At 33.7% G+C, this 26,685-nt stretch carries 21 protein-coding genes and 1 riboswitch; of the genes, 2 read left to right on the top strand and 19 right to left on the bottom strand.

Going from position 1 to position 26,685, the window contains the following annotated elements; all coding sequences use genetic code 11:
• Positions 1–75 precede the first annotated feature (75 nt).
• The 6 genes from cobA to ABTV69_RS07270 all read right to left on the bottom strand — a co-directional run bounded on the left by cobA (position 76) and on the right by ABTV69_RS07270 (position 7,171).
• The gene (gene cobA, locus ABTV69_RS07295) at positions 76–849 is read right to left on the bottom strand and encodes a uroporphyrinogen-III C-methyltransferase (RefSeq protein WP_433834966.1); all 774 of its coding nucleotides are present in this window, start codon (positions 847–849) and stop codon (positions 76–78) included.
• Positions 842–2,932, bottom strand: a complete 2,091-nt coding sequence (locus ABTV69_RS07290) for a HEPN domain-containing protein (protein WP_433834964.1) — start codon at positions 2,930–2,932, stop codon at positions 842–844. Before ABTV69_RS07290 ends, cobA begins: the two co-directional genes overlap by 8 nt.
• Before the next feature lie 86 nt (positions 2,933–3,018).
• The gene (locus ABTV69_RS07285) at positions 3,019–4,263 is read right to left on the bottom strand and encodes a sulfate adenylyltransferase subunit 1 (RefSeq protein WP_433834962.1); all 1,245 of its coding nucleotides are present in this window, start codon (positions 4,261–4,263) and stop codon (positions 3,019–3,021) included.
• Between the two features lie 128 nt (positions 4,264–4,391).
• Complete coding sequence (gene cysD, locus ABTV69_RS07280; RefSeq protein ID WP_057117574.1) at positions 4,392–5,291, bottom strand: sulfate adenylyltransferase subunit CysD; 900 nt, start codon at positions 5,289–5,291, stop codon at positions 4,392–4,394.
• 238 nt (positions 5,292–5,529) lie between these two features.
• Positions 5,530–6,240, bottom strand: coding sequence for a phosphoadenylyl-sulfate reductase (locus ABTV69_RS07275; RefSeq protein WP_433834960.1), 711 nt, complete (start codon positions 6,238–6,240; stop codon positions 5,530–5,532).
• A 28-nt stretch (positions 6,241–6,268) separates the two neighbouring features.
• Complete coding sequence (locus ABTV69_RS07270) at positions 6,269–7,171, bottom strand: sulfite exporter TauE/SafE family protein (RefSeq protein ID WP_433834958.1); 903 nt, start codon at positions 7,169–7,171, stop codon at positions 6,269–6,271.
• 306 nt (positions 7,172–7,477) lie between these two features.
• Between ABTV69_RS07270 and ABTV69_RS07265 the strand changes: the two genes are divergently transcribed.
• Entirely contained in the window at positions 7,478–8,260 is a 783-nt protein-coding gene (locus tag ABTV69_RS07265; RefSeq protein ID WP_433834956.1) for a sulfite exporter TauE/SafE family protein, read from the top strand.
• Between the two features lie 97 nt (positions 8,261–8,357).
• On the opposite strand, the gene ABTV69_RS07260 is transcribed toward ABTV69_RS07265, so the two are convergent.
• The 11 genes from ABTV69_RS07260 to ABTV69_RS07210 all read right to left on the bottom strand — a co-directional run bounded on the left by ABTV69_RS07260 (position 8,358) and on the right by ABTV69_RS07210 (position 19,458).
• Entirely contained in the window at positions 8,358–8,768 is a 411-nt protein-coding gene (locus tag ABTV69_RS07260; protein WP_008466594.1) for an RrF2 family transcriptional regulator, read from the bottom strand.
• Between the two features lie 132 nt (positions 8,769–8,900).
• Complete coding sequence (locus tag ABTV69_RS07255) at positions 8,901–9,401, bottom strand: RDD family protein (RefSeq protein ID WP_433834954.1); 501 nt, start codon at positions 9,399–9,401, stop codon at positions 8,901–8,903.
• Between the two features lie 27 nt (positions 9,402–9,428).
• Positions 9,429–9,935 (bottom strand): RDD family protein, encoded by a 507-nt coding sequence (locus ABTV69_RS07250; RefSeq protein WP_433834952.1) that lies wholly within the window; start codon positions 9,933–9,935, stop codon positions 9,429–9,431.
• A 156-nt stretch (positions 9,936–10,091) separates the two neighbouring features.
• On the bottom strand, positions 10,092–11,264 hold the full coding sequence (locus ABTV69_RS07245; RefSeq protein WP_433834950.1) for a trans-sulfuration enzyme family protein: 1,173 nt from the start codon (positions 11,262–11,264) through the stop codon (positions 10,092–10,094).
• Positions 11,265–11,389: 125 nt separating this feature from the next.
• Positions 11,390–11,815, bottom strand: a complete 426-nt coding sequence (locus ABTV69_RS07240; protein ID WP_091493828.1) for an OsmC family protein — start codon at positions 11,813–11,815, stop codon at positions 11,390–11,392.
• Positions 11,816–12,025: 210 nt separating this feature from the next.
• A complete protein-coding gene (gene thrA / locus ABTV69_RS07235; protein WP_433834949.1) occupies positions 12,026–14,440 on the bottom strand; it encodes a bifunctional aspartate kinase/homoserine dehydrogenase I in 2,415 nt (804 codons plus the stop codon).
• 2 nt (positions 14,441–14,442) lie between these two features.
• Positions 14,443–15,426 (bottom strand): alpha/beta fold hydrolase, encoded by a 984-nt coding sequence (locus tag ABTV69_RS07230; RefSeq protein WP_433834948.1) that lies wholly within the window; start codon positions 15,424–15,426, stop codon positions 14,443–14,445.
• 77 nt (positions 15,427–15,503) lie between these two features.
• Positions 15,504–15,611, bottom strand: a riboswitch (SAM riboswitch).
• 190 nt (positions 15,612–15,801) lie between these two features.
• The gene (locus ABTV69_RS07225) at positions 15,802–16,002 is read right to left on the bottom strand and encodes a hypothetical protein (protein WP_379794640.1); all 201 of its coding nucleotides are present in this window, start codon (positions 16,000–16,002) and stop codon (positions 15,802–15,804) included.
• Positions 16,003–16,651: 649 nt separating this feature from the next.
• The gene (locus tag ABTV69_RS07220; RefSeq protein WP_433834947.1) at positions 16,652–17,740 is read right to left on the bottom strand and encodes an aspartate kinase; all 1,089 of its coding nucleotides are present in this window, start codon (positions 17,738–17,740) and stop codon (positions 16,652–16,654) included.
• A 149-nt stretch (positions 17,741–17,889) separates the two neighbouring features.
• On the bottom strand, positions 17,890–19,194 hold the full coding sequence (locus ABTV69_RS07215; RefSeq protein WP_433834946.1) for an O-acetylhomoserine aminocarboxypropyltransferase/cysteine synthase family protein: 1,305 nt from the start codon (positions 19,192–19,194) through the stop codon (positions 17,890–17,892).
• 60 nt (positions 19,195–19,254) lie between these two features.
• Complete coding sequence (locus ABTV69_RS07210; protein WP_433834945.1) at positions 19,255–19,458, bottom strand: hypothetical protein; 204 nt, start codon at positions 19,456–19,458, stop codon at positions 19,255–19,257.
• A 792-nt stretch (positions 19,459–20,250) separates the two neighbouring features.
• Between ABTV69_RS07210 and metK the strand changes: the two genes are divergently transcribed.
• A complete protein-coding gene (metK, locus tag ABTV69_RS07205; RefSeq protein WP_111367782.1) occupies positions 20,251–21,501 on the top strand; it encodes a methionine adenosyltransferase in 1,251 nt (416 codons plus the stop codon).
• Between the two features lie 113 nt (positions 21,502–21,614).
• On the opposite strand, the gene ABTV69_RS07200 is transcribed toward metK, so the two are convergent.
• Positions 21,615–23,867, bottom strand: a complete 2,253-nt coding sequence (locus ABTV69_RS07200; protein WP_433834944.1) for a hypothetical protein — start codon at positions 23,865–23,867, stop codon at positions 21,615–21,617.
• A gap of 92 nt (positions 23,868–23,959) precedes the next feature.
• A complete protein-coding gene (locus ABTV69_RS07195; RefSeq protein ID WP_433834943.1) occupies positions 23,960–26,647 on the bottom strand; it encodes a carboxypeptidase-like regulatory domain-containing protein in 2,688 nt (895 codons plus the stop codon).
• Between the last annotated feature and the right edge of the window lie 38 nt (positions 26,648–26,685).

Here is a 26,685-nt window from a genome sequence, read left to right as displayed (position 1 = left end):
TTGTTCCTGACGGAACAATTTTATGTAAATATCGGGTTTAAACCTGATGTTGCAAAATCTGTATTTCTTCGGAATTTACCCTGCGATTTCTTTTGATAGAAATTCCTCGTAAAATCCTTTTAATTTATGGCTTTCGCGAACCACTTCGCCTAAAACGATAATGGCTGGAGAACCTAATTCTTTTTCTTTTACTATATTCAAAATCGAATCTACTGTTCCTACGCCAACTTTTTCCTCTGCTGTTGTTCCGTTTTGGATGATGGCAACTGGCAGATTTCCTTTGTTTTCTTTTTGAAACAAATCGATAATCTGGGGCAATTTGTGCATTCCCATCAAGATTACAACTGTTGCAGAAGATTGTGCCGCCAAAGCTACATCTGACGATAATTTTCTATCTGATGTTGTACCTGTAATCGCCCAAAAGCTTTCTGAAACGCCTCTTTTTGTAATCGAAATTCCCTGACTTGCGGGAACTGCCACTACAGATGAAATTCCTGGAACGACAATTGTTTCAATTCCGAAACTTTCTGCGAATTCTATTTCTTCGCTTCCTCTTCCAAAAATAAACGGATCTCCGCCTTTTAATCGAACTACATTTCCGTACGTCAGCGCATTATCTACAATCAATTGATTGATTTGATCTTGCGTGTAAGCATGATTTCCAATTCTTTTTCCAACAAAAATCTTGATCGCATTTTTGGGTGCGTAATCTAGAATTTCTTCGTTGGCCAAGGCGTCGTATAAAACCACATTAGCTTCAGCCAGTGCTTTTACGGCTTTTAGCGTCAATAATTCGGGATCGCCCGGACCTGCACCGACTAAAGTTATTTTGGGTTTTATATTAAGCATTTGCTAATTCTTGTGCTCTGAAGGTTTCGATTTTATCAAAGAAAACAGTTGCTTGCGCGATGTAATCTTTAGCGAAAGCTTCAGATGGTTCATTTTTATTGATTTGGTAAACCAAGTCTTTAAAAGTTGAATTCAATTCGATTTTATTGGTATCGATAAAAACAGTGTCAAACAAATCAACGATTCCTGCGTGGTGGTTTGTTTTTTGGTTTTCAGCCAACAATAAAGCTTTTGCTCCATTTACAAATCCAGCATAAGCGTGATAAATGGCATCTGACCATTTTTTCTCGTCGAAAGATTCTTGAGCCAAAATCAATTTCTCTTTAGCTTCAAACAATAAAGTAGCCACTAAATCGATCACAACACCAGCACATTCACCAACTCCAACTGCTTTTACATAGTTATCTGCGTTACCCCAATCCACAAAATCTGCTTCTGTTAGATTCGTTACATCAGATAATGGTTTTAAGATTTCGTAGAAGTATTTTTCTCCTTTTAAATCATAATAGTTTAGGAATTTTTCTCCATTCGCATTCGCATCAAAATCATTTAAGATCGTACGCAAAGCTTCTGGTCCTCTACGGCTAGGAATTTTAATTACTTTATCAGCAAAACGTCCTTCTCCGTTTCCTAATCTACCTCCACCCAATAAAACTTGTAAAGCCGGAGCCACTAATTTACCTGAGTTGATAGACATTCCTTGGAATCCAATTGCAGACATATTATGTTGTCCGCAGGCGTTCATACAGCCCGAAATTTTAATTTCGATTTCGCGGTTGTTTAAATATTGAGGATATTCTGCACTTAAAACTCTTTCTAATTCTTCGGCAATACCAGTACTGCTCGCAATCCCCAAGTTGCAAGTATCTGTTCCTGGACATGCCGTAATATCTCCAACTGAATTATATCCTAAATGAACAAAGTCCAATTTGGCTAATTCTTGATAAAAGAAAGGAAGATTCTCCTCTTTTACGTGACGTATTACAATATTTTGACGCAATGAAAAACGCAATTCGTTTGCTGCGTAATTTTTAATTAAATCGGCTAATAATCTGGCCTTATCAGTGTAAAAATCTCCTAATAAAACTTTGATTCCGATAGCATAATATCCTGCTTGTTTTTGTGCAATTACATTCGATTTTTTCCAAGCTTCATAAGCTTTTGTGTCTTCGATTGTAACTTGTGGCACTTCTAAAACTGGTTCTGGAATTGGACCGTCAAAAGCAGTAGTATCAATTTCGTATGTTTCAAAAGCGATTGCTTTTTTCTCTTTTTCAACCAAATCAAGAAAAGCGTCTTTCCCCATTTCTTTGATTAAGAATTTCATACGCGCTTTCATTCTTTTTGCACGCTCACCGTATCTGTCAAAAATACGGATGATTCCTTCTGCTGTTGGAATGATTTCGTTAACCGGAATAAACTCAGAAAGTAATTCGGCATGTGCTGGCTGAGATCCTAAACCTCCTCCAAAAACAACTTTAAATCCTTTTTGTCCGTCTTTGATTTTCGGAATAAATCCTAAATCGTGTAAATAACTTAAAGCTGTATCTTCGTCTGAAGATGAGAACGAAATTTTGAATTTACGTCCCATTTCCTGACAGATTGGGTTTCTTAATAAGTATTGGAACAATCCGTGTGCGTAAGGCGAAACATCAAATGGCTCGTTTACATCTACACCTGCTAATTCACTTCCTGTGATATTTCTAACCGTGTTTCCACAAGCTTCACGCAAAGTAATATCGTCTTTAGCCAATTCTGACCAAAGCTCTGGCGTTCTGTCCAAACTCACATAGTGAATCTGAATATCCTGACGTGTTGTTATATGTAAACGTCCAGTAGAATACTTATCTGAAACTTCAGTAATTCTTCTCAATTGCTCACTGGTCACTTTACCATAAGGCAATTTGATACGAATCATCTGAACGCCTTCCTGACGCTGACCGTAGATACCACGGGCTAAACGAAGGCTACGAAAACGCTCATCATCAATTTTTCCTCCACGGAATAAGTGAATCTTTTTTTCTAATTCGATAATCTCCTTCTGAACTACCGGATTTTCTATTTCTGTTCTAAAACTTTCCATTTCTCTTTTAGTTTGTAGTTTATTGTTGGTTGTTTATAGTTGGTTGTTGACAGCAGAACCATCAACCAAAAACCATAAACTATCAACTATCTAATGAAACCTACTCCTGCTGTTGTGTTCGTTGCTGTATCGATTAAGATAAAAGCTCCGTTTGATTTGTTTTCGTTGTAAGCGTCAAAATATAAAGGCTTGCTTAATTTGATGCTTACTTCTCCGATTTCGTTTATCGCTAATTGTGAAGCTTCTGCTGTTCCTGAATAATCAGTTGCAATCGTGTTTTTGATGCTTTCTACTTTTGCTAAAACTCTGTTCGTATTGTGCTGTACTAAATATTTAGTTCCTGGAACCAATTTCTTGCTGTCCATCCAGCAAACTGTCGTTGTAATATCTTTTTCAATTCTTGGAAGTTCGTCTGATTTTACAATCATATCCCCTCTCGTTACATTGATATCATTTTCTAATTCGATTGTGATTGAAGAACCTGCAGAAGCTTCGTCAAATGATTTATCGAAGAAGTGAATTTTGGTCACTTTTGATTCTGTTAAAGAAGGAAGAACCGTTACAGCATCTCCAACTTTAATGGAATTTCCGTATAATTTTCCAGCGTAACCTCTGAAATCGTGGTATTCTTCAGTTTTTGGACGAATAACCGTTTGAACTGGGAAACGTGCTTTTCCTGGCTCATAAACATCATGAGAATGTAATCCTTCTAAATGCTCTAAAACTGTTTGGCCATCGTACCAAGGCATATTCTCCGATTTATCCACAACGTTTCCACCGTTGATTGCACTTAACGGAATGTAACTTACGTTTTGTTCTTTGAAAGTACTTTTTGCGTTTAAAGCCTCAAAATCAGCTTTAATTTTATTGAAAACTTCTTCTGAATAATCTACTAAGTCCATTTTGTTGATGGCAACGATTACTTCTTTCACTCTCAATAAATTGTTGATGAAAAAGTGACGGTACGTTTGCTCGATAACTCCTTTTCTAGCATCAATCAAAATGATTGAAACCTGAGAAGTTGAAGCTCCTGTAACCATGTTTCTTGTATATTCTACGTGTCCCGGAGTATCGGCAATAATATAACTTTTCTTTGCAGTCGAAAAATAAATGTGCGCAACGTCAATCGTGATTCCTTGTTCTCTTTCTGCTACTAATCCGTCAGTTGCCAAAGAGAAATCTAAATAATCGTATCCTTTTTGTTTACTGCTTTTTTCGATTGCTTCGATTTTATCTGTAGTCAATGATTTTGTATCGTACAATAATCTTCCGATCAAAGTACTTTTTCCGTCATCTACACTTCCTGCTGTTGCTATTTTTAAAACGTCCATTCTTTTTATGTTGTTTCAAGTTTAAATTTTGTTTCAAGTTTCAAGTTTTGAAAATCTTTATCTAAAATTTAAATCTGTATGTTTTTGTTTTCTTGATTCTAACTTTTAATTCTTAATTTTTAATTGAATTAAAAATATCCTTGTTGTTTTCTTTTCTCCATTGCAGCTTCAGAACGTTTATCATCGATTCTGGCACCTCTTTCAGAAATTGTTGATGATCTGATTTCGCCAACTACTTCTTCGATTGTTGCTGCATACGATTCAACAGCCGCTGTACAACTCATATCTCCAACGGTTCTGAAGCGAACAATTCTTTCTTCGATTTGTTCGTCTTCTTCTTGGTACACAAAAGGAGAATGCGACCAGATTAAACCGTCTCTCAAAAAAACTTTTCTTTTATGTGAGAAATAGATTGATGGAATCTCGATTTGTTCTTTTTCGATATAACTCCAAACATCTAATTCTGTCCAGTTTGAAATTGGGAAAACACGAACGTTTTGACCGTTTTCAATTTTTCCATTTAAGATATCAAACAATTCAGGTCTCTGATTTTTTTCGTCCCATTGTCCGAAATCATCACGAACAGAGAAAATACGTTCTTTAGCTCTTGCTTTTTCTTCATCACGACGTGCGCCACCAATACAAGCATCAAACTTGAATTCTTCAATTGCATCCAAAAGCGTTGTAGTCTGTAAGCTGTTACGGCTTGAATATTTTCCAGTTTCTTCAACTACTTTTCCTTCATCAATAGCATCCTGAACATTACGAACGATCAACTCTAAACCTAATTCTTCTACCAATTTATCTCTGAAAGCGATCGTTTCAGGGAAATTGTGTCCTGTATCAACGTGTAATAGAGGAAACGGAATTTTAGCAGGAAAAAATGCTTTTTGCGCTAAACGCACCAATGTAATAGAATCTTTTCCTCCTGAGAAAAGTAAAACCGGTTTGTCAAACTGTGAAATTACTTCTCTGAAAATGTATATCGCTTCACTCTCTAAAGCGTTTGTTTTTAATACTGAACTCATTGTGTTTTTGTTTGATATTTTATTTGTATAAATTTTGTTTCAGGTTTAAAGTTTCAAGTTTTTCGCCCAATCTAAAATCTCCACTCTTTATTCTATTCTCTTTAATCTCCACCGGATTAAAATCCGGCGCTACAATATGAATCGTTCCTCCGGAACTAAAATCTGTATTCTATATTCTTTTTTCTATTCTCAACCAAAGTCTCGCCTCTCGCCTCTTGCTTCTTTCCTCTAAAAAACTCTACTCTTTCTTAGCACTATGAAGTCCGCATTCTTTATGACTTGATTCCCACCACCATCTTCCGGCTCTGATATCTTCGCCTGGGAAAATTGCTCTTGTACAAGGTGCGCATCCAATACTTACGAAACCTTGTTTGTGTAAAGCATTCTGAGGAACATTATTTTCTGAAAGATACGTTTCAACTTCTTCTAAAGTCCATTTTAATAACGGATTGAATTTGATTATTTCGAAACCTCCGTCGTATTCAAACAAACTTAAATCTTGTCTGTTTTCTGATTGTTCTGCTCTCAAACCCGTAATCCAAACTGCATTTCCTGCTAAAGCTTTTCTTAATGGAACTACTTTTCGAATAAAACAACATTCTTTTCTGTTTTCAACTGAATCGTAAAAGCTATTTGGCCCTTTTGTTTTCAGAAGATTTTCAACTGAAGCCGCTTCTGGAAAAAACACTTCAATTGGTCTTTTGTATTTTTTTAATGTTTTATGAAAAACATCGTAAGTTTCCTGAAATAATCTTCCTGTATCTAAAGTAAATACCTTAATATCAGTGTTACTTTTTGCAATAAAATCAGTAATTACCTGATCTTCCTGACCGAAAGAAGTTGAAAAAATCACTTTCCCCGGAAATTCTTTTGCTAAAAAAACTAAGGTTTCGTCAAGCGAAAAATCTTTTGTTTTCTCTAATAATTCTTGTACAATACTCGCACTCATAATCTGTATTCCTTTCTAAAATTATTCTTTACAATAATTTAGATAATGTTTTTAAACTTAATAGTATAATTAGAACTCCAACCGCAACCATCATTGGTTTTCTTTTGATTTTATTCACCAAATACGCTGCTAATGGCGCTGAAATAACTCCTCCTAAAATTAATCCGATAATAACTTGCCAACCGTGAATTCCTCCAAAAAGCATGAAAGTGATACCACTTGCAAATGAAATTGCAAATTCAGCTGCGTTTACAGAACCAATAGTATATCTCGGATTTCTCCCTCTTCCTAATAATGTTGAAGTTACAATCGGGCCCCAGCCTCCTCCTCCAACAGAATCCATAAAACCTCCAAAAACAGCTAAAGCGCCCAATTTTTTGGTTTTCTTTTTAACAATGCTCTTTTTAAGAGCTTTTCTTATAATGATAATCGCTAAAACGATCATATAAACCGCAATAAAAGGCTTAATTACATCTCCGTTAATCACATCAGATAACAAATAAGCTCCTATAATTGATCCTAAAACACCAGGAATCAACAAATGTTTTACTAGTTTTTTATTAATGTTTCCAAAACGATGATGCGAAAGTGCCGATGCTCCTGTCGTAAACATTTCAGAAACGTGAACTGCTGTACTGCTCACCACTGGCGGAACTCCATAAGCCAATAAAAATGACGTAGAAGTCGCTCCGTAACCCATCCCTAAAGTTCCGTCAACTAATTGAGCGAAAACTCCAATAGCAAAAAACACTAAGAACTCTTCATTAAAACCATTTACAAATCCACTCCAGGTAAATTCTGCATGGTGATTGTATATCAATACTGATAATAAGCCTACTAACAAAACGATAGGTACCACAACCCATAAATTTCCTTTTGACAAAGCACTAGACTTAATCGCAGTATTATTCAATTTAAGTTCATTTTCCATATTTCTAAGATTTTTGCTCTTAAAAATCAATTACCCTATCGGCTTAGTAGATTACTTTGCAAATGTACTATATATTTTTAAATATCAAAACAATATATTCAGTTTTTTGCTGAAGCTAGTACACTATAAACCAACAGATAAGAGATTTAAGAAAGGATTAATAATTTATTTAACAAATTACACGCTACATCATCACATTTTAACAGAGCGCTTTAATTTTGTGATTTGTAAAAATACACATTTAATCTCTACCAAATCTATAGGATAATTATAAAATTGTTATTATTTTAGCGGCAAATTTTTATTATGGATTTTCAGATTGGTCTTGTAATCGCAGGTTTAGTTGTCGGATTTATTGTTGGGTTAACTGGTGTTGGAGGAGGTTCTTTAATGACTCCAATTTTATTGTATTTTGGAATTCCACCAACGAAAGCCGTTGGAACCGATTTACTTTACGCCGCTTTTACCAAAGCAGGTGGCGTATTTGTACACAACAAAAAAGGAAATATCAACTGGAAAATTACAGGCTGGCTAACTTTAGGAAGTGTTCCTGCCGCTTTATTGACATTATGGATACTAAACAGCATTAAAACTGATATTGAAAAAATCAATAGCGTAATTAAGTACAGTTTAGGTTGGGCTTTATTATTTACTTCAGTTGCAATTATATTCAAACAGAAAATTTTAGTTTTTTCCCAAAAGCATGCTGGCGATAAATTTCACAATGAAAGCACAACTCAAAACATGCTGACAATTGGAATCGGAATTTTGTTAGGCGCAACCGTAACCTTGACCTCTATTGGAGCTGGAGCATTGGGAACCGTAACTTTATTTTTCCTTTATCCATTACTTCCAACGCCTCGTCTGGTGGGAACCGAAATTGCGCACGCTGTACCGCTAACTTTAGTTGCAGGTCTTGGGCATGCATCAATGGGGAATTTAGATATAGGATTACTAGGACAACTATTAATGGGATCGCTTCCTGGAATATATTGTGGTAGTATGTTAAGTGGAAAAGTGCCTGATCAATTTCTTCGAAACGCCATTGCAGTAATGCTTTTCATGGCCGGATACAAATTGATATTTTAAGATAAATTTTAAACCATATAAGTTAAATAAGTTTCATTTAATAAAGCTTTGCGTAAAGCTAAATTGAACTTATATAACTTATATGGTTTGCTTTTCTTTAGAATGCAATATCTGCCAAAGAATTACTTTCTAATATTTTAAGTGTATTATCACGAACTTCTGTCATTAAACGTCGCGCAGCGCAAGTCGATTCATCATCGCAGTCGTCACATCTTTCATAGAAATTATGACTGGCACAAGGCAATAATGCGATTGGGCCTTCTAAAATGCGATAGACTTTCGCCATGCTAATGTCTTTCGGATCTTTGATCAAATAATAGCCACCGCCTTTTCCTTTTTTGGCGCCAAGAAAACCAGAGTTTCTAAGCAACAACAAAATACTTTCCAGAAATTTAATTGAAATATGTTCACTTTTTGCAATTTCAGCTATTTGTACCGGTTCGTTATTCTCACGTCTTGCTAAATAAGTTAAAGCTTTTATTCCGTATTTTGTTTTCTTTGAAAGCATTTTTTAGTTTTAGATTGCAGCCTTTATTCTGTGTTTTCATACTGAAAATCAAGCCACATATTTTTCTGAAACAAAAGTAGGCTTTTTAAACGAGAAAAATAATAATTGAATAGTTAAATTCTACTAATTCTATCAAATTACTTCGTTACTTCCGATTAAATTGAATTCATGAAACAATCTAATTTCTTCATCCAAGGCCTTTTTATTAACCACATAAGTATGAGAAAGAGAATCATGCCAGCCTCGCGAACCTCCTAAGAAAGTAAACGCATCAAAAGGGATAAAACGACATAAACTTCTTTTAAAAATAGTTGCAAAATCAGGTTTTTGTCCGTTTTCATCTACTACTACAGTTCCAGTGATAAATTTAGCTATTGATCTTGCAAATAATCCTTCAAAAACTAGATAGTAAATAAGCGAAATGGTAATGGCAATAATATTCCATCCAAAATCTCCCAAATTATCCATCCAAACTGCCAAATTTGCAAACCCTAAGCCGATTAAAATGCCTAGAAAAAAAATGATCATCATAAAGAAAATGAAAAAAAATAATAGATCCAGAATATAATTTAAAAAACGTGCTCCGCTAGAAGCTAATAATTTGTCATCAAGAATGTAAGTACTGTTGCTCATAGATTTATTTTATTAAGTTATTATAGTTTAACACTCAGTATTAATACCTATCGAATTTGAAAAATAAAAAATCTCCATATCACTTTCTAAATCTTTTTTATCCACTACATAGGTTTTAGAAAAAGAGTCATGCCAAAACCTTCCTGATTTCCCTAAAAATGACAAAACATCAAAAGGAATTAAGCGACATAAAGTTCTAATAAGAATTCTAATAAAATTTGGCTTCACACTATTATCTGTCACGACTTTCATACCAGTAGCAAATTTACCCATAGTCGCTCCAAAAAAACATTCCATAAACAGATAATTAAGCATTAAGTAAGTAAAAAATGCCAAGTAAGTTGAACCAGTAATGAATTGATCCCAAACAGAAAATATATCCCAATTAGAAATATTCCCGATCGTCACAATTATAAGACCCGAAACAAAAATTGAAATAAAAACAAAAATAAAATCAACAATAGCACCTTCAAAACGCTTTCTGTCTGAAGCAAGCAACTTTTTATCAAGAACATAAGCAATATCGTGCGTCAAAATAATTTAAATTAAAATTTACTATATAAAACAAAATTATACTTTTTACATGAACAACAATTAAAAAAAAATGACGATTTTTAACAGTAATAAGTTTACAGCTAAAAATCGTCATGATATATTGGGAATCTAAACTCTGAAGTCTAAAATCTTAAATTAAGAAAGTGCTTGTTTTAAATCTGCAATTACATCCTCAACAGTTTCTAAACCAACAGAAACACGAACTAAACCTTGCGTGATTCCAACCGCCAATTGATCTTCTTCAGACAATTTACTGTGCGTTGTAGAAGCTGGATGTGTAACAATTGTTTTTACATCGCCAATGTTTGCTGAAAGAGAACATAATTTAATCTTGTTTAAAAATTTCCTTCCTGCTTCAAGACCGCCTTTAATTTCGATTGCAATAATATTGCCTCCTAAACGCATTTGTTTTTTGGCAATTTCATATTTTGGATGTGATTTCAAGAACGGATATTTTACACTGTTTACATTCGGGTGACTTTCTAAAAATTCAGCTACTTTTAAAGCATTTTCACAATGTTTGTCTACACGAACAGCTAAAGTTTCTAAACTTTTTGACAAAACCCATGCATTAAATGGCGACATTGCTGGCCCCGTATTTCTTGAAAACAAATAAATTTTACGAATTAATTCTGCTTCTCCAACTGCGATTCCGCCCAAAACACGGCCTTGACCATCCATTAATTTTGTTGCAGAATGTACTACGATGTGCGCTCCGTATTTAATTGGCTGCTGAATGTATGGCGTAGCAAAACAGTTGTCAATGATTAAAATCAAATTATGTTTTTTTGCAATTTGCCCCAACAATTCTAAATCAATTACATCTACACCAGGATTTGTTGGCGTTTCAGCATAAAGAATTTTAGTATTTGGCTTGATAAAACTTTCAATTGTTTCTGGTTTATTGATATCAAAATAAGAAGTTTCGATTTTCCATTTTGGAAAATAAGTCATGAATAATGCATGAGTTGAACCGAAAACACTTCCTGCCGAAACAATATGATCTCCAGATTCTAATAATGCTGCAAATGTTGAATAGATGGCTGCCATTCCTGTTGCAAAAGCATAACCCGCTTCGGCACCTTCCATCGCACAAACTTTATCAACAAATTCTGTTGTATTTGGATTGCTGAAACGAGAATAAATATTACGAACCTTTTCTTCTGTAAAAGAAGCTCTCATATCCTCTGCATCTTCAAATATAAAACTTGAAGATAAGTACAAAGGACTTGAATGTTCTTGAAATTGTGTTTTTTCTAAATTTGTTCTAATGGCTTGTGTTTCAAAACCAAATTCTTCTGTATTCATTGTGTTGTTTTGTTTTTTTTGTTTTACGTTTAAAGTTTAAAGTTTCAGGTTATTGCTAAATTTAAAATTCAAACTACATAAGAATTATCTAATTTTCTAATTGTCAAATTCTCTAATTATTTAATTTACAAAGCTTCGTTGTTTAAAACCACTTTATAGCTAATTGTTGCTGTTGGCTCAACCGTTTTGGCTACTGAACAGTATTTCTCAAAAGAAAGTTGTGCTGCTTTTTTTGCTTTTTCTGGATTGATTTCTCCTTCTAAATAAAAAACCACATCGATTTCTTTAAAAGGTTTTGCTTCTTCGATTTGTACGCGCGTACCTTCAACCTCAGCGTTAAAAGAAGTGATTTCTTGACGCTGTTTTTTCAAGATTGAAATCATATCAATAGCACTGCATCCTGCAACCCCCATTAAAACTAATTCCATTGGACTTGCACCTAAATCGCTTCCGCCAAATTCGGCTCTGCTGTCAACGTCAACTATGTGTCCGCGTTCATTTTTTACTTTAAAATGAAATGCGTCATTTACTCTGTTTAAAGTTACTTTCATTGTGTTGTTATTTTTTTGTTTTTTTATTCAATTTTGTGCAATCTTGCCATTTCGAGGAACGAGAAATCTCACGCGGGATTCTACAAAGATTTTGACTTTCCGTTGCGGAGTTTCTAGTGTGATTTCTCCTTTCAGTCGAAATGACAAACTGTGGAGAAAACTTCGCAAGATCATCAATCTAAAATCAAAAATCTGCAATCTAAAATCAGACTATCCTCTATCAGACAATCTCAAAATATCTCCAAAAACTCCTCTCGCCGTTACCGCAGAACCCGCACCGGCTCCTTGAATAACAATTGGACGATCTCCGTAAGATTCTGTGTAAATTTCGAAGAAAGAATCAGAACCTTTTAATCCGCCTAGTGCTGTGTCTGATGGAACTGAAACTAATTTTACTTCTAAATTTCCTTTGTCATTCTGCAAATCTCCAGACAATTCACCAATATATCTTAAAACGTGATTTGGCTGCTGTTCTGCTTTTATTTTAGCATAAATTGGATCAAATTCTTTCAGTTTCGTCAAGAAATCGGCTGCGCTTCCTTCACGTAAGTGCTCTGGAATTAAATTCTGAATTGAGATTTCTTCAAACTCATTTTGCAAGTCTAATTCTCTAGCTAAAATTAATAATTTTCTTCCAACATCGTTTCCGCATAAATCCTCACGCGGATCTGGTTCTGTATATCCGTTATCAATTGCTTCTTGCAAGATTTCGCTGAAAGGCGCATCTTTCGCAGAGAAATTATTGAATAAATAACTCAATGTTCCTGAGAAAACTCCTTTAATTTTAGTGATATTTTCTCCTGAAAGATGTAATAATTTAATCGTATCAATTAACGGCAAACCTGCACCAACATTGGTTTCGTATAAATAATTCTTTTGGTTTTCTTCTAAAGCGCTTCTCAATTCTTTATAGAAACCATAGCTTAATGTATTGGCTACTTTATTTGAAGAAATCAAGTCGAAACTGTTTTCTACAAGCGTAATATAGTTTTCTACAAAAGCCGCGCTTGCCGTATTATCAACTGCGATCAAGTTTTCTAAATGGTGCTCATTCGCGTAAGCAATAATATCTTTTATGGTATAAGCTTCACCTTTTGTTTGAATATCTTCTTTCCAACTATTTGTAACGCCGTATTTGTTTAAAAGCAACTTTTTAGAATTCGCTATAGCGAACACATTCAGCTTAATGTCTTTACGTTTTTCAATTGCTGAAGCCGACTCTAAAATTTGGTTAATCAAAGTTCCCCCCACTAATCCGTGACCGAAAATAGCGATGTTAATCTTTTTAGAAACTCCAAAAATCTCTCCATGAATTACATTTAAAGCTTTATTTAATTCTTCTTTTTTAACAACCAAACTCACGTTTTTACCCGTAACAGTGTTGTTGAACAAAATCGGAACAATTTTATTTTTGATTAAAGCGGTATATGGTTTGTGGAAAGTGCTCAAATCCTGTCCGATAATCGAAATTACCGATACATTGTCTGTTACCGTAATCTGATTTACGTCTTTAGAATAAAAGTCATTTTCGAATTCTTTTTCTAATTCAACAACTGCCGTTGTCGCTTTATCAGTTGCAACTACAAGTCCAATTCCTCTTTCTGAAGAACCTTGCGAAATGATACTCACACTAATATTATGATCGCCCATTACTTTAAAAATTCGAGCATCAACTCCCGCTTTTCCAAGTAATCCTCGTCCTTCAAGATTTACAAGAGAAACATTTTCTAAAACAGAAAGCGTTTTAATTCCTTCTTTAGAAGAATCTGAAGTGATTAAAGTTCCGCGATTTTCGTGGTTGAATGTATTTAAAATTCGTAACGGAATATTCTTTTCCAACAAAGGAATAATCGTTTTGGCATGAAGAATCGTTGCACCGAAATTTGCCAGCTCATTTGCTTCATTAAACGATAAATATTCGATTTTCTTAGCATCTGCAACCAAATCAGGATTTGCAGTGTAGATTCCGTCTACGTGCGTGAAGTTTTGTAATTCTTCAGCATTTAAATAATTTGCAATTAACGAAGCGGTGTAGTTACTGCCATTTCTACCTAAAGTAGTTGTGTCGTTGTTGTTGTTAGATCCAATGAAACCTGTAACTATATTAACCGTTTCTCCGTTATGTTCTTTAAAATAATTAACTACGTTTTTCTTTGAAAGCTGTTCTAAAGGCTGTGCATCGCCAAATTTAGAATCAGTTTTCAATAAATCTCTTGTATCTACAAAATTGGCTGGGATACCTTTTTCCAACAAAATAGCCGTCAATAATTTAGCCGAAAGCAATTCTCCTTTAGACAAAATCTGATCTTTGATTTTTTTGCTGTAATCGCCAATTAAACTTACCCCTTCAAAAAGCTTATCTAAGACACTAAATTCTTCAGACAAATCAACTTGTGGGTAATCTGAGATTTGATATTTTTTAAAATTCTCTAATAATTCTTTGTAACTGCCATTTTTAGCAGCAATGCTTAAAATAAATTCCAATTCGTCTGTCGCATTTCCACGTGCAGAAACTACAACGGCAATTTTTTCACCTTGATTTACTTTATCAGAAATGATAGAAACAACTTTGTTAAGTCCTTCTCCATTTGCTAATGATTTACCTCCAAATTTTAATACTTTCATTTTTATTTCTTTATTGTTTCTGCCTTAAAAATGTCGGCAAGTAAATGATCTAATTGTTTGTACTCGATTAAAAAAGCGTCATGTCCGTGAACCGAAACAATTTCGCTATAGAAAACATTATCTTTAAACTTCTTCAATTCTTCGTAGGTTTCCACGTTTTCTTTTGCTGTAAAAAACAAATCTGAATTGATTCCGACAATATGAATTGAAGCTTTTGTTTTAGACATTAAGTTTTCAAAACTCTCACTATTTCTAGTAATATCAATTGTTTTAAGCAACTGATTCATTAATTTATAAGAAGACAATTGAAATCTTTTCTGCAATTTTTTTCCGTGATGCGCCAACCAGCTTTCGATATTAAAAATCAGCAGCTCTTGATTGATCGTTCTCTGAAATTTTTCTTTGAATGATTCTGGCGAACGGTAACAAAGCATTGCATGAATTCTTGCATCTTCAATTGGTTTTGAAGAATTGTTTAGAATTTGCTCTTGCAAGAAGCAATTTGCAATAAGCCAGTCAGTCGATTTCCAGTCGCTCGCAATCGGAATAAGGTTTTCTGTAATGTTTGGCGCTAAAGCTAAAATTTCCCAAGCAATTCCGCCACCAACAGAACCTCCAATAACCGCAAAAAGTTTTTCGATATTTAAAGCTTTTACACCTTCGATAAAGATTCTTGCCACATCTCTGGCTGTAAAATCATGGTAATTGTCGATTAAGAAAGAATTGCTTCCGTTTCCAGGAATATCAAAGGCTAAAACGGTATAAACAGCAGTATCAATGGTTTTACCTTCGCCAATTAAGTCATTCCACCAGCCATTTTCGCCAGTTACCTGCGAATTTCCAGTTAAAGCATGATTAACCAAAACAATAGGCGCGCTGTGCAAAGGTTGACCTGCAAGCGTAAAACTTAATGGTATAGAATGATAATTTGCACCACTTTCTGTGATGAAATCTTGAATTATAATGGGATTTGGTATATTTTCCAATTTCAAATCTGTTGTATTATTGATTTGTATATGGAAATATTAGAAAGAAAAACTAGGTTTAACTAGAAAAAATCTTGTTGTTATCTTTCCACGTTTGGCGTGGTAGAATGTAGCACCTTCTTCGTTTTACCGAAGGGTTGCTAAGGCTTCATCGGGTCTAATCCCTCGTCCTTTCTTTATAACATTTCAATATTTGTTTGAACTTAACGAGTGCAAATTAACTACTAATTTCTCTAACAAACAAATTTTATCTAAAAGTGTTTGTTAAATTTCTGAGAACAACTTTATCAAAAACTATTATACGCAAAAAATTACCGAACAGGAATGCCCAGTAAAATTAAGCAGGTGGTACCCTAATTTATATCTCTTTTCAATTTAGATGAAAAGCGTTTCATTTTCTTTTGAATACATCAAAAACAATAAAGAGTTTGGTGCTTTTTTAGCAGCACTTTTATCTTCCTCTGTGATTCCGAATCTTGGGTGAGCCAATTCGTTTGTTGGCGGCGGATTGTTATTTTTTGTCCTTCTGTTTTTCAATTTAGAAATTTTTTCTGCGAAGTAGTTCAATTTGCTCATGATATTAAGTTTTAGTTAAGTTGTGTTTTATAATCTTTATTTCTCGTTTATCTTTTCGTTAATTCGTTTTCTGGAATAAAAAAACCCTTTTGGATTTTTAGATACCAAAAGGGTTTAAGTTTTTAAACTCATTTATACTTTTAGTATCAACAGACGTTCACGCAAATAAGCGCGACAGCAAACATCTTAGTGTTCATCTGTAAGGATTTATTCATCTGTGATTTATATTGTTTTTTTAAATTCTGCATTTTCATTAAATTAAAAAGCCTCCTAATATTTCTATCGGAGGCTCTTACTATATTTTATTGTATTCTTACAATTTTTTTAAGCAATAAACACCCCAACCTCGGTCTTAACCGAAATGGCACAAAACATTTTGTTGACTTTTAAGTTCATTTGATTTCTAGTAGTTTTTGGGTATAACAAATATGCAAATATTTTTTTTATTACACAAATAAAATTCAAGAATTTAATTACAAAATTCGTTGAAAATGTGTTTTTTAACGACAAAAAACATCTTACAAAAACGAAAACGAAGTAATACAGGTAAAAAACTTACAAAATAAACTAGTTTCTCTTCATAACTCCACTTGACAAATCAATTTATCAAAGAACTTTTTTCTCTTTTTTGTTTTTTTTAACTAAAATTTTAAAGCCAAACAGCTTCTTTACTCCTAATTCGCTCGGCAATTTTCAGAATATCGGTTATAATTCCTCTAGAAATCGCTTGCTTACATGGTGGAGCACTTTGAATTACGATTGGAATATTGGCGTAAGGTTTAGTGAAAATTTCAAAAATGGTATCAGAACCTTTCAATTGCCCGATTGGTGAATCTATTGGTTCTGAGATTAATTTGACTTCTAGATTGCCTTTTTCCAAATCAAATTCTCCTACAAATCTCAATACATGATTTTCTGCCTGAGTAATTTTAGCGATTTTAAAAGATTTGTCAACTGCGTCCTTATTTAACACTCCATTTTTTTCTAAATGTTCTTCAGTTATAAAGGGTTTGATTGTAATGTCTGAAAGCTCAAAATCTTTTCCTATTTCTCTCGCTAATATCAAAAGCTTTCTGGCGGTATCGTTTCCTGAAAGATCCTCTCTAAAGTTTGATTTCATAAATCCTAAAAGACTAGCATCTTTTAAAACAGATGAAAAGGAAACGTCTTCTGATGAAAATCGATTAAAAACATAGCTCAGATTATCAGAGAAAACGCCTCGAATCTTTGTAATTTTTTCACCCGAATAATACAAATCTCTCAAGGTCTGTAAAACCGGAATTCCGCTTTCTACCGAGGTTTCATACAAAAACTCTTTATCGTACTTTTTAAGATTGGCTCGCAGTTCTTTATATAAGTCAATCGGGAGCGTATTGGCTTTTTTGTTTACTGCTACAATATTGAATCCGTTTTTAATTAAGGTGTTGTAATGCTTCACCAATTCATCGCTGGCGGTTGCATCTACTGCAATGAGGTTTTCAAATTCATTCTCTTGTGCAAATTCGACAATATCTTCTACTTTAAAAGGAACGGCCAATTGTCTAAAATTGGTTTCCCAAGCATAGCCAACACCTTCTTTCTCAAAAAAAGCAACCGTCGAATTGGTTATTATTGGAAAATGAAAATCGACGTTCTTGCTTTCCAGAAAAAACTCCTGACTTTCGACAATTTGATTAATCAAAGTACTTCCGATATTTCCAATTCCGAAAAGGATAATGTTTATTTTAAGCTTTGACATAATTTCTAACATTTTAATTTTTAACCATAATTAAGACGCACTGCAGTGCGCCTCTACATGATTTAATTTATAAAGATGCTTTTCATAAAAAATTACCTTTAGCAAAACCACTCGCTAAAGGCAATTTTTCAAACAAAAAACAAAAAAACCTAATTTTTATTGATGCTGAATTGAGAAAGTGAAACGCTCTCAAATACAGTTTGCAGATCTGCAATTAAATCTTCGATATCTTCAATTCCAACAGACAGACGGATTAAATCTTTAGAAACCCCTGTTTCTACTTGCTCCTGATCTGTTAATTGTTGGTGCGTCGTACTTGCTGGGTGAATAATTAGTGATTTAGTATCACCAATATTTGCCAAGAGAGAGAATAATTTGGTATCGCCTACTACTTTTTTCGCTGCGTCAAAACCTCCTTTTAACCCGAAAGTGATAATACCGCTTTGCCCTTCTGGCAAATATTCTTTTGCCAAAGCATTGTATTTGCTAGATTTTAAGCCTGGATAATTTACCCAAACCACCTCATCTTGTTTTTCTAACCATTCGGCCAGAGCCAAAGCATTTTCACTATGTTTCTTAATTCGAATTGGAAGTGTTTCTAGCCCTTGAATAATCTGAAAAGCATTAAATGGACTCAAAGCAGCACCAAAATCACGCAGACCTTCAATTCGAGCTTTTGCTATAAAAGCTGCATTTCCTAAAGCTTCATGATATACTAATCCGTGGTATCCTGCAGATGGCTCGGTAAATTCAGGAAATTTTCCGTTTGCCCAGTCAAAGTTTCCAGCATCAATAATAACGCCTCCTAATGAAGTTCCGTTTCCTGCGATATATTTAGTTAAGGAATGAATGACAATATCGGCACCATATTTAATTGGGTTTAATAAATAAGGTGTCGCAACTGTATTATCTACTATAAATGGCACTTTGAATGCTTTGGCTTCTGCCGAAATTGCTTTTAAATCCAGCACATCTAATTTTGGATTTCCAAGAGATTCCACAAAGAAAGCTCGTGTATTTTCTTTAGCTGCTTTAGTGAAGTTTTCTGATTTTGAAGGATCAACAAAAGTGGTTGTGATTCCTAATCTTGGCAGTGTAACTTTAAGAAGATTGTACGTTCCGCCATACAAACTGTTTGACGCTACTATATGATCTCCTGCTTTTAATAAAGTTAAGAATGTTGTAGAAATTGCCGATGCTCCAGAAGCGGTGACGACTGCTCCGATTCCGCCTTCAAGTGCTGCCAGTCGCTGTTCCAGAATATCGTTTGTTGGGTTATTTAATCTTGTGTAAATAAATCCAGCTTCGGCAAGGCCAAATAAATTGGCCGCATGATCGGCATTATTAAATACATAAGACGATGTTTGATAGATTGGCACCGCTCTTGTTCCTGAATTTTTAGTAAAGTCGTGGCCTGCGTGTAATGCGTTTGTTGCAAATTTTTGTGTACTCATGATTTCTTAGTTTTTTAATATTGTTAATACGTTATATTGTAATTTGATTTTTTGATAGTATTATTGAATTCGAAGTGAAGCGACAAAAAGGCTTTCTGCTTCTTCTTCCAAATCATACAAATGAAACAGCAGTGATTTTTGATTTTTCACCTGTTCCTCATTTATCCTTACCACTTCTTTTGCTATTTCTTCTGATGTAGTATTATTGTTTTGAGAATTGTTTCTCAATAAATATTCTATTGCGATTGAATTTAATGTTTTCATGATTTTTAATTTTAAATGATTTGGAATAAAAAAAGCCCTTTCGGATGGCGACCAAAAGGGCTATAGCTTAACTATAACAAAGATTTATTCTTTCACTTTTGGCAACAGCAATGTGGGATGCACATTTGCATCATCTTACAACACATCATATTTCTTTTAGCTATTGCTTTCATTTTTATTTAAAATTGAATTTGACTATTCTTTAAACTCGACTAATTCGATAGAGTAAAAGTAGTAATATTTATTTAACCACCAAATTAAAATTGAAATTTTCTTATATTTTTTTTTATCTATTATTTTAGAGCATAAAAAAACCTCTGCGTTTCTGCAGAGGCTCTATCTATATTAGTACTGAAAAATAACTACAATAGCGTCTCTGCGGAGAACTCCGGCATCTTACAAGACATCATATTGCAAACTGTAAATTTCATTTGTTTCTTTTGTTTTAACGGGGCAAAGTTGCGAACTATTTTTGAATCAGCCAAACAAAAAACAAAATATTTCCTATTACCCTATCAAAATAGTATGTTATTGTTAAATTTCTGCTAGAAAAAATAAAAAAAGTTGAACTTTAATTTGCAAATCAAAATGGTTTCATACCTTTGCACCCGAAACAGAGGAAAAATTTGAACTGATTGCAACCTCTTCATAATGAAATGGTTTCATTATGAATGCTGAAAGATTCATTTCAGCAGTAAAAAATGCTAAAGCAGAAACTCTCCTTTAGCCCTTTTTAGCAATTACTTTTCCTGCTGAATTTTTAAAAAATTAATATATTATTATTACATTATTATGGCTTATTTATTTACGTCAGAATCTGTTAGTGAAGGGCATCCAGACAAAGTTGCAGATCAAATTTCGGATGCATTAATTGACAACTTTTTGGCATTTGACGCTGATTCAAAAGTAGCTTGCGAAACATTAGTTACAACTGGTCAGGTGATTTTAGCAGGTGAAGTAAAATCGAATACTTATCTTGATGTTCAGCAAATCGCTCGTGAGGTAATCCGTAAAATTGGATATACTAAAAGTGAATACATGTTTGAAGCAAATTCTTGTGGAATTCTTTCAGCTATTCACGAACAATCTGCAGATATTAACCAAGGTGTTGACAGAGCTAAGCCAGAAGAGCAAGGTGCTGGTGACCAAGGAATGATGTTTGGTTACGCTACAAACGAAACTGAAAATTATATGCCGTTGGCATTAGATTTATCTCATAAATTATTACAAGAGTTAGCTATTTTAAGACGTGAAAACAAAGAAATCACGTATTTACGTCCAGATGCTAAATCTCAAGTAACTTTAGAATACAGCGACGATAACAAACCAACTCGTATTGATGCAATTGTTATCTCTACGCAACACGATGATTTTGATGAAGAAGCGGCGATGTTGGCTAAAATCAAAAAAGATATTATCGAAATCTTGATTCCAAGAATTATCGCTAAAAACCCAGAGCACGCTCATTTATTTAACGATAAAATCAACTACCACATTAACCCGACAGGAAAATTCGTTATTGGAGGACCTCACGGAGATACTGGTTTAACAGGAAGAAAAATTATCGTGGATACTTACGGCGGAAAAGGTGCCCACGGTGGTGGTGCATTCTCTGGAAAAGACCCAAGTAAAGTAGATAGAAGTGCTGCTTATGCAACTCGTCATATCGCTAAAAACTTAGTTGCCGCTGGTGTTGCTGACGAAATCTTAGTTCAAGTTTCTTACGCAATTGGAGTTGCTGAGCCAATGGGAATCTTCATTGAAACTTATGGAACTTCTAAAGTAAACTTAACTAACGGTGAAATCGCTAAAAAAGTAGAAGCTATCTTTGATATGCGTCCTTACTTTATCGAGCAACGTTTGAAATTAAGAAACCCAATCTACAGCGAAACAGCAGCTTACGGACACATGGGACGTAAACCAGAAACGGTTACTAAAACATTCTCTGCTCCAGGCGGAAACGAAAAAACGGTTACTGTTGAGTTGTTTACATGGGAAAAACTTGATTTTGTTGACCAAGTAAAAGCTGCATTCGGATTATAAATTTTAGATCCATAGCCTAACTTAGATTATTAGAAATCTTAGTTTAGCTAAACATAAAAAAGCCGATTTCTAAATTAGAAATCGGCTTTTTATTTATACCTTATAATTCTTTATTAATAAGTTCCGTTACTCATTTTTGTTAAAACTTCTTTCATTTGATTTGTCGTGTCTCCATCAACATCGTTTGTGATAAACTTTACTGCTAAAACTTGCGTTTCAATAGCTTTTTGTGTTTGTCCATCCTTATAATACAATTGAGCTAAAGTATCTAAGTAATAAGGATTGTTTTTGGTTACAACCAAACTATATTCAGACCATTTGATGGCATCTTTAAGAAAATTTATATTTTGAGAATTCTCAACTACCATCCAAGCCGCATTATTGCAAAGATTTGAATGATACTCTTTAAATGAATTCCACCCATCATAAGAATAACTTGAACTAGAATCTAATCCTGAAAAAATAGCGTCTAGTTTTTCAATTGGACTTGCTCCTGACAAAGTCTTGTCAAAATAAGTATTGAACTCTTTTAAGAAAGATACATTAGATCCATCATTTTCCTGAAGTTGAGCTAAGTAGTAAAAATAGTTTCTATAAGCATCAAAATTGCCTTTTCCAGATTCGATGATTTTTTTATAAAGTAAATTGATTTTTTCTTTATTCATTTCTCCAGAAACACCATCTTGGTAAAGATACAAGTTTTGTTGCAAGGCATCTGATATTTCAGAAAATACGTTTCCAACCGTATGAAGTTCATCCTGTTTACTATTATAAGCTGCACGCTTATTTTCAATTTCTTCTGAGTGTTGCAACAAATAATCGATAGCTAAGAAATCTGTATCATTCAGAATTCTGTCAGTACTGAAAAGCTGTTTTGTAAATCCTTGGTTTTTGATTTCTTTCAAAATTGTTTCAACCAAATACATATCTACATTTTTATCTTTCTGATGCGATTCAATTAGTCTTTTCCATGATTGAGCTACTTCTTTTTGATTTAATGTTGTTTTGGTAACTACAAACTCAGCTGAATTTGGATCGTTTGCAGTCGATTCTCCTTCATAATCATAAGAAGATTCTAGTAACGCGGCCTTATTAAAAGCTGCAATTAAATCGGCATCAGATGCTTTCTTATTCTTTAAAACATTGTTTATCGAAAGAAAAACGTTTGCTCTCTGAAGTCTTCTGTAAAAATCACCATAATAACTAAACTGATATTGTTGAGTCGCCAAATCTGATTTTGCAATAGCCAGTTGATTTCCTTCTCCGTTTAAAATGATTATGCTTGGGTCGCTGGTAATTTTATTGTTTTTAAGCCATTTTTTATCATCGGCTCCAGCCATATAATAATTGTAAATATCATAAAGAGCATTGTACGAATCGTACATATTATATCCTGTCTGCGTTTCCTGATCTTTTACAAAAGCATCGAAACCTTCTTTTGCAGTTTTATTCTTATTATCAACTACAACAACCAAAAACTTATTGCTGGCAGTTTTTGTAGATTCAATTGCTTTTTTAAGATTGTTTTCAACTTTTAACTTAAAGTCATATCTGGTATATGCTGGTGGCGCTATTGCGACATCAACTGGATCTGCTTCTACAACTGCAGCGGCGCTGTCAACTATTGTTCCATAATCGTCTTTATAAGAATCTTTTCCTGGATACGTCCAATTTGTTAGGGTTTGATTTTCTAAAGGAACTACTGTTGGCATTTTAGCTGGCTTCTCCTCATTTTCGTTTATAAAAACTAAAGGATCTTTTCCATATTGATCAGAAATTCTCAATTCTTTTGTTTTTTTATCAAAAGAACCAACGAGATTTAAATCGCTTAAAACTGCCAAATCGTAGTTTATCGTTACTTCCGAAACATCTTTTGGCAAGGCATATTTACTAACATCGCTTTTTCCGCCATACTCTTCGTAAACAAGATAAAGGAAATCCGTTTTTTCTATTTCAAAATCTACATCAGTGGTTTTCCATTCAGGATCAACTTTCGTTTTGATATCTGCAATTTTCTGGTATTGAACTGATTCCGAACCTTTTTGAGTTCCGATATAAAAGGAATAATAAGATGGATTTAGAAACTTAATCTTGACTTTTTTTGCTTTTTTATCTGTAGCAAAAGAAAGATCAAATCTGCTTACTGCATTGTTAGTACTTTTTAAGAAAACTAGTGAATCTCCTTTAATCTCATACCCTCCAGAATAAAAAACCAATTCATATTTATTATCCTCTAATAAGTTTAGCTTAATCTTTCCTCCTTTATTTGTAGACAAATAAGTTCCTTTTTCAATGCCATTTGTTTGAGAGAAAGAAACAAACATTCCGGCAAAAAAGAGTAAAGAACTCCATGTAAATTTGCGCATGATCACGTTTTTAATCGTTAATAATATAGCGCAAAGATATTTGATTCTTCATTAAACAAATCACAAAACAATATTATTTTACAATAAAAATACTACAAATTATATTTCATTGAAAATATAATATAACGCGGTTGAACTGTGTATTGAGAAACTCGTGTGGAGAATTGCGAAAAGCTATCGTCATTAAGGTAAGTGGTGTTAAGCAAGTTGGTTGCCGAAACTTTATATTCCCATTTGCTGTTCTTTTTTTGATAGACCAAACTCGCACTTAAGAAATCATATTCGTTGTCAACTGTTTTATCTCCGTTATAATAATGATAGAATTCATATTCTGAAACAAAAGAAAAACTATCTAAGAAATAATAGTCTAATCTTGCAAATGGTTTATCCGTGTAAAAAGTTGAACCGCTGTATTTGTTAATCAACAAATTATATCCAAATTCAATATTTGGAAGGTTTTTATAATTTGTTGATGCTCTTACCGTGTAACTCTGAACAAAACTCTCTGTGGTTGCCAATTGATTGTTTTGAATGTTATTGAATTTCGACCAATTAAAACTAGCATTTGCAGAGGCTTTATAATTCTTTAAAAACGAACGCCCATAATTTCCCATTCCGCTAAAAGTCTCATCGGCCAAATTGGAATTGTATGGCACAGAAGATTGGTTAATACCATCAAAATTGGCTTTTGTCTTAATGGCATCTACTTTTCTTGTATAAGTTGCATTCGCAAAAATGTTTTCAAAATTGAACATATTATATTTAAAATAACGAAGCGAATGCACTTGCGAAGTAGCATTTTCTAAGAAACGATTTCCACGAAATAAACTACTGTAGTCGGACAAAACATATCCTGAAGCCAATTGGTTAATATCAGTAAAATCATTCGTGAGAGAGAAATTATAGGTAAGCGTTTCCGATTTTTTGATTTGATATAAAGCAAAGAAATCTGGCAATACTTTTACAAAATTCTGAGAATAATCAGATCCCAATTGTCCGTTTGCCATTTGATACGTATGCAGACTTACTCCAGGTGTAAACGTAAATTTGCCAGTCAAAATTTTATAATGAAAACCTAGAAAAGCATCATTAAAACGGTAATCAACATCGTTATTGTTTTCGGCATCAGTAAGATCATTTCGATCTCCGTTATCTAGCATTTGAAAAATATGAGAATTAAAATTTTGATACGAATACGTATTTCCTAGCGTAATATTGATGTTACTTTTTGGTGTTACCATATAATAGTAATCCATTTTAGCGTCTAGTTTATTCGTTTTCACAAAACGATTTTGATTCAAATCATTTCTGTTCTGCCCCGAAATATATCCTGATAAATCAAAAGGCTGTGTTCTTAAATTGGCATTATAAAATGGATTTTCGTCTTGATATAAATGCTGCATTTCGAAAGCAAAAATATTTTTACTGCTTTGCGTATAATACAAACTCAAATTCTGATTGATTGAAGTTGGATCTTGTTTCTTTTGAGTCAAAATCGTTTCCACGGCAGAAACATTATCTACAACCGACTCACGTAGTAAATCTGTATCTTCATTTTGTTTTGATAATTTGGTCAAGATGTCATAATCAAACTGAAACTTATCACTAGGCTTATAAGTTGAACTTAATTTAAAAAGTCCTAAATTATTTTTTTGATGCGTCATTTCATCACGTTTCTGCTGATCTCCAGAATCTAAAATTGTCGTTTGCGATTTGGTTTCTAAATCTGTTTTTGAAGTTGAAAGAATTCCGAAACCGCTAATATTCCAAGCTTTATTGACAGAATAAGCAAAGTTTGTTGCGCCAAATTTGGTTTCAATTTCTTTTGCTCTATTATTTCGCAACAGCGAAATTCCCAAATCATTAGACGAAACATTAAAATTGCTTCCGCCCTTTTTCATCATGTTTTTAAATCCGCCCGTAAACTTAAAATAATCTTGTGCAGTCAGCGGTAATTCGCCAATATTATTAAAATTGGTAATTAAATTAATGCTGTATTTTGGACTATAATAAAATAGTTTCGGATTAATGATATAACGGCTGTCTAGCTCTGCAACGCCAATTCCGGCAGTCACATCTCCAAACCAAAAGTTCTTTTTTCCTTCTTTCAACTTGATATTCATTGCCACATTATCTTGATCGTTTTCAAGACCTTTAAGTGCACTAACTTCATTGTAATTTCGTAAAACTTGAACTTTATCAATAGCGTCTGCAGGAATATTTTTAACACCTAATTTGGTATCTCCATCAAAAAAATCTTTTCCTTCCACCATTAATTTGCTGACTTTTTTTCCTTCCACTTCAATTTCTCCATCAGCGTTTACCTCAACTCCAGGCAATTTTTTCAGAACATCTTCGAGCTTCTTTTCGGTTCCCGATTTAAAAGAATCTGCATTGTAAACAATTGTATCTCCTTTTATCGAGACAGGCATTTCACGAACAATTTCAACACCTTCCAATTCGATTCCTGCACCATCCATAACAATGTTTTGTGTCATGTTTTCCGCCTTTGTCGATATCGTAATTTCCTTAGATTTCATTCCCAAATAACTTACTTTAATTGTATAGGCTGTATTGGGTTTTAATGTGAGCTGGAACTTGCCTTTATCATTGGTAATCCCGTACGAATCCATTGCTTTGGTGCCATTGTTAATTGCCATAATATTGGCCATTTCCAACGGATTTTTCTGTTCATCCTGAATAAAACCATCAAGTCGAACACTTTGAGAAAAGCATATAAAAGTAAAAAGAAAGAAAAAAACAAAGAGTATTCTATTCATTATCAAAATATTGAAATTTAGAATTTGAAGTTTGGAAT

This window comes from Flavobacterium anhuiense, from assembly GCF_050990855.1.
Lineage (GTDB): Bacteria > Bacteroidota > Bacteroidia > Flavobacteriales > Flavobacteriaceae > Flavobacterium > Flavobacterium anhuiense_C.
This window is presented reverse-complemented; position numbering and strand designations above follow the sequence as displayed.

What these genes read in the sequence shown, in the direction of transcription:
- cobA (WP_433834966.1), bottom strand. Translation starts at nt 849, where the DNA reads ATGCTTAATATAAAACCCAAAATAACTTTAGTCGGTGCAGGTCCGGGC.
- ABTV69_RS07290 (WP_433834964.1), bottom strand. Translation starts at nt 2,932, where the DNA reads ATGGAAAGTTTTAGAACAGAAATAGAAAATCCGGTAGTTCAGAAGGAG.
- ABTV69_RS07285 (WP_433834962.1), bottom strand. Translation starts at nt 4,263, where the DNA reads ATGGACGTTTTAAAAATAGCAACAGCAGGAAGTGTAGATGACGGAAAA.
- cysD (WP_057117574.1), bottom strand. Translation starts at nt 5,291, where the DNA reads ATGAGTTCAGTATTAAAAACAAACGCTTTAGAGAGTGAAGCGATATAC.
- ABTV69_RS07275 (WP_433834960.1), bottom strand. Translation starts at nt 6,240, where the DNA reads ATGAGTGCGAGTATTGTACAAGAATTATTAGAGAAAACAAAAGATTTT.
- ABTV69_RS07270 (WP_433834958.1), bottom strand. Translation starts at nt 7,171, where the DNA reads ATGGAAAATGAACTTAAATTGAATAATACTGCGATTAAGTCTAGTGCT.
- ABTV69_RS07265 (WP_433834956.1), top strand. Translation starts at nt 7,478, where the DNA reads ATGGATTTTCAGATTGGTCTTGTAATCGCAGGTTTAGTTGTCGGATTT.
- ABTV69_RS07260 (WP_008466594.1), bottom strand. Translation starts at nt 8,768, where the DNA reads ATGCTTTCAAAGAAAACAAAATACGGAATAAAAGCTTTAACTTATTTA.
- ABTV69_RS07255 (WP_433834954.1), bottom strand. Translation starts at nt 9,401, where the DNA reads ATGAGCAACAGTACTTACATTCTTGATGACAAATTATTAGCTTCTAGC.
- ABTV69_RS07245 (WP_433834950.1), bottom strand. Translation starts at nt 11,264, where the DNA reads ATGAATACAGAAGAATTTGGTTTTGAAACACAAGCCATTAGAACAAAT.
- ABTV69_RS07240 (WP_091493828.1), bottom strand. Translation starts at nt 11,815, where the DNA reads ATGAAAGTAACTTTAAACAGAGTAAATGACGCATTTCATTTTAAAGTA.
- thrA (WP_433834949.1), bottom strand. Translation starts at nt 14,440, where the DNA reads ATGAAAGTATTAAAATTTGGAGGTAAATCATTAGCAAATGGAGAAGGA.
- ABTV69_RS07225 (WP_379794640.1), bottom strand. Translation starts at nt 16,002, where the DNA reads ATGAGCAAATTGAACTACTTCGCAGAAAAAATTTCTAAATTGAAAAAC.
- ABTV69_RS07220 (WP_433834947.1), bottom strand. Translation starts at nt 17,740, where the DNA reads ATGTCAAAGCTTAAAATAAACATTATCCTTTTCGGAATTGGAAATATC.
- ABTV69_RS07215 (WP_433834946.1), bottom strand. Translation starts at nt 19,194, where the DNA reads ATGAGTACACAAAAATTTGCAACAAACGCATTACACGCAGGCCACGAC.
- ABTV69_RS07210 (WP_433834945.1), bottom strand. Translation starts at nt 19,458, where the DNA reads ATGAAAACATTAAATTCAATCGCAATAGAATATTTATTGAGAAACAAT.
- metK (WP_111367782.1), top strand. Translation starts at nt 20,251, where the DNA reads ATGGCTTATTTATTTACGTCAGAATCTGTTAGTGAAGGGCATCCAGAC.
- ABTV69_RS07200 (WP_433834944.1), bottom strand. Translation starts at nt 23,867, where the DNA reads ATGCGCAAATTTACATGGAGTTCTTTACTCTTTTTTGCCGGAATGTTT.
- ABTV69_RS07195 (WP_433834943.1), bottom strand. Translation starts at nt 26,647, where the DNA reads ATGAATAGAATACTCTTTGTTTTTTTCTTTCTTTTTACTTTTATATGC.